Source organism: Sphingobium quisquiliarum P25 (assembly GCF_000445065.1).
Taxonomy (GTDB): Bacteria; Pseudomonadota; Alphaproteobacteria; order Sphingomonadales; family Sphingomonadaceae; genus Sphingobium; species Sphingobium quisquiliarum.
Window position 1 is genome coordinate 1 of the sequence record NZ_ATHO01000083.1, and the last position, 2,306, is coordinate 2,306.

The window sequence follows — 2,306 nt, forward strand, 5'->3', positions numbered from 1 at the left end:
CATTTTTCTTTGCGGCCGCGTCATCGGGATTGAGCGCTGGCGCGTGTTGCGCCGGGGATTTTGCGCGCAGAGGCGCAGATGGAAGGCTCTGCGTCCTCTGCGCCTCTGCGCGCACTTTTGATCACGCGGCGACGGGGAGTGACGTCTTCTCCGCGCCTCCGCGTGAACCATTTCTTCCCTGCGCTCACCCGCGCGCGATTTGACTTTTCCTTGTGCCGCGCGTTGCTTCATTGTGACGGGAAAGGAGACGTTCATGGCCATCGACCTTGCCGATTATGAGAAGGGCAAGCCTTTCAAGGGCGATTATGACGCCGAACTCGACAAGTTGCAGGAGCGGCTGGCGAAGATTCAGGTGGCGCATGTCATTCATGACCGGCGGTCGGTGATCCTGTTCGAAGGCTGGGACGCGGCGGGCAAGGGGGGCATCATCAAGCGCATGACGGCGCAATGGGACCCGCGCTTTTACCGGGTCTGGCCGATCGCCGCTCCGTCGGCGGAGGAATGCGACCATCATTTCCTCTGGCGCTTCTGGACCCGGCTGCCCGCGGGCCGCAACATCGCGGTGTTCGATCGAAGCTGGTATGGGCGGGTGCTGGTGGAGCGGGTGGAGGGCTTTTGTTCGAAGGCGGAATGGAAGCGCGCCTATGACGAGATCAACGCATTCGAAAAGCAGCAGGCGGATGCGGGCACCAACATCGTGAAGCTGTTCGTGCACATCACCCAGGAAATGCAGGACAGGCAGCTTGCCGAACGGCTCGACACGCCGTGGAAGCGGTGGAAGACGGGCGCGGACGATTATCGCAACCGCGCGCGGCGGGCGGATTATCTCGATGCGCTGGCGGATATGTTCGACAAGACCGACAGCAAATATGCGCGCTGGCAGGTGATCGACAATAATGACCGGAAATCGGGACGGCTGGCGGCGATGAAGCATGTCGCCAGGACGCTGGAAAAGCTGGTGCCGATGGATTTCCCGGAGGCGGACCCGGAAGTGGTGAAGCTGGCGCAGCAGGCTTTTGGCTATGAGCCGAAGAAAATCGCCTGAAAACAGCCTGTTGTCATCGAATTGTCATAAAAGCCTAACCCGGCATTTACCATTTCCGGGTTAACCGGCCCGCATGTACTTACCCAAGGCACACGATCCGCTGACCGGCGATGCGCCAGCCAAGGCGGCGGAGGGCGGATTGCACCTGATCGCGTCCGCGCCCGTCATCCGCCTGGGCCAGCCGCTGAGCGAGGCGGTGGAGCATTTCCAGCGCGACCCGCATCTGCGCCTGCTGCCGGTGCTGGATGATGAGGATAGCCCGGCGGGCGCGATCTACGAATGGGACATGCGCCGCATCCTGTTCAATCCCTTTGGCCATGCGCTGCTGCGCAACCCCAGTTTCGGCGGGCGGCTGGACGATCATGTCCGGCGCTGCCCGGTGGTGGACCGGCGCGCGAGCGTGGAGACGCTGATCGACATCTATGCGGCGCAGGACAGGTCCTGCGAAGGGCTGATCGTGGTGGAGCAGGGGCGCTATGCCGGGGTCGTGAGCGGCCAGCTTCTGCTGGGGCTGACGGCGGAGCGGGACGCGCGGCTGGCGCTGGCGCGGGCGGCGCGGCTGGAACGGATCACGGGCGAAAGCGCCACTTTCCGGCGCGATGTGGAGGTGCTGACGGCCGAACTGGTGAAGGCGGCGGACATGCTGTCCAGCTTTTCGGTCGAAGCGGCGGAGCAGGCGGTGGACAACAGCCAGGCGGCGGGCGGCATGGCGATCGCGGCGGCGCAGACGGCCGATGCGCTGTCGGGCATCGCGGCTTCGGGCACGGAACTGGGGCAGTTGTTCCTGTCGGTCGAGGAAGAGGTGCGCGAAGCGGGCGAGGCGCTGCGCAAGGCCGTCGAACAGGCGCGGCTCGGATCGGCGCACAGCCAGGCGCTGATGGTGGAGGCGGACGGCATTGGCGAGATCACCGCCGTGATCGACGGCATCGCGCGCGCCACGACGACGCTGGCGCTCAACGCGGGGATAGAAGCCGCGCGGGCCGGTGAGGCGGGGCAGGGCTTTGCCGTGGTGGCGCGGGAGGTGAAGACGCTCGCATCCCAGACGCGCGAGGCGGCGGCGCAGATTGCGGGCCGTATCGGCCATGTCCGCGAAAGCGTGGGCAATGTGGCGGCGGGCCATGCGCATATGGATGCAGCGATCATGACGGCGGACCGGCTCGCCGCATCTGTGTTCGACGCGGTGGCGCGGCACGGCGCGTTCAGCCGCGCGATAGCGGCGAGCGTGGCGGAAGCGAGCGCGTCGAGCGACCATATCCGCGCG

Annotated in this window: 2 protein-coding genes; both read left to right on the forward strand. The window is 65.7% G+C overall.

What is annotated here, in order from left to right; all coding sequences use genetic code 11:
- The first annotated feature begins 253 nt into the window (after nucleotides 1-253).
- Complete coding sequence (locus L288_RS31840; protein ID WP_021238269.1) at nucleotides 254-1,045, forward strand: polyphosphate kinase 2 family protein; 792 nt, start codon at nucleotides 254-256, stop codon at nucleotides 1,043-1,045.
- 73 nt (nucleotides 1,046-1,118) lie between these two features.
- The coding region (locus L288_RS31845; protein WP_021238270.1) for a methyl-accepting chemotaxis protein at nucleotides 1,119-2,306 on the forward strand (1,188 nt) is incomplete at its 3' end.

What these genes read in the sequence shown, in the direction of transcription:
- L288_RS31840 (WP_021238269.1), top strand. Translation starts at nt 254, where the DNA reads ATGGCCATCGACCTTGCCGATTATGAGAAGGGCAAGCCTTTCAAGGGC.